Source organism: Vibrio sp. Vb1554, assembly GCF_033344235.1.
The window spans coordinates 1-1,016 of sequence record NZ_JAWPOJ010000489.1 but is presented as its reverse complement, the minus strand read 5'-3'; the positions used below and the strand labels follow the sequence as shown (position 1 = coordinate 1,016).

Genomic DNA, 1,016 nt, shown 5'->3' with positions numbered 1-1,016 from the left:
CTAGAACCTAGAACCTAGAACCTAGAACCTCTAGTATTGATCTTCTGACCAGCCGTCACTGTCTGACATATCTGGGGCGCCAGCAATGGCATTTTCTTCATCTGCCCACTCACCAAAATCGATCATTTGGCATTTTTTACTACAGAAAGGGCGATGAGGACTTTGTTCTCCCCATTCAACGTCGGTACCACATTGAGGGCATTGAACGATAGTAATTTTAGACATGGTTGAATCGTCCCATTGTAATCTTGGTATTAAAGCGAAGTATTTAGAATAATAGCCTGATGTTTTGATTAGCTACAAACGGCTAATTCAAACTCGACATCTTGTGTGCATGCCTGACCATTTTCAAAAGCCATAAATTTAATCGCAAAACGATTTTTATGACCTGAAATCATAGGGTAGACGCCATACTTCATAGGAATATGAAGTCGGAGGATATTTGCTTCATCTGCGTCACTTTGGAAGAATCCTGCGCGCGCGATTTGGGCTTTAAAATGACCGGTTTCACGAGCAAGTTTTAGCCACAAGGTGAGCGCATCGGAAAGCGGTTTCAAACTCTTTTGCCATTGGTTGGCATCATGCTTTTTACGTTCAATAGGCAGATGAAGCCAGTAATGTAATGCTGGTAAATCAAAGCAGCACGAGCCACCTGGTAGATTGAAACGTTGGCGAATAGAGCTAAGGAAGCGATCTTCTTTTAACGCTTGACCAAAACGCTCTGCACCCATTAATTGACTATGAACCACATCAATTTCATTGAGTAACGAATTGAGGGCTTCTTGATCAACACCTTCTACATTTAGCCAATGGCGATAGGAGAGGCGCTGTTTCTCAAGATCTTTAGCCAATTCACTTTTTAGTTGGATCTGCTCGAAGATCTCTACCATGTCAAAAAGAGCACGGAAAAAAAGTTGATACTGGTGATTATCGGCAAAACCAGAGGCCAAGTGAGCCTGACGCAGCAGAGACTCCACTCTTAGATAAATACGAGTTTTCTCATTTAACGGATGTTC

General features: G+C 42.3%; 2 protein-coding genes. Both read right to left on the bottom strand.

Annotation, left to right across the window (positions count from 1 at the left end):
• Positions 1 to 30 precede the first annotated feature (30 nt).
• Entirely contained in the window at positions 31 to 225 is a 195-nt protein-coding gene (gene yacG, locus R8N28_RS27275) for a DNA gyrase inhibitor YacG (RefSeq protein WP_005462546.1), read from the bottom strand.
• Between the two features lie 68 nt (positions 226 to 293).
• The coding region (zapD, locus tag R8N28_RS27270; protein WP_318097339.1) for a cell division protein ZapD at positions 294 to 1,016 on the bottom strand (723 nt) is incomplete at its 5' end.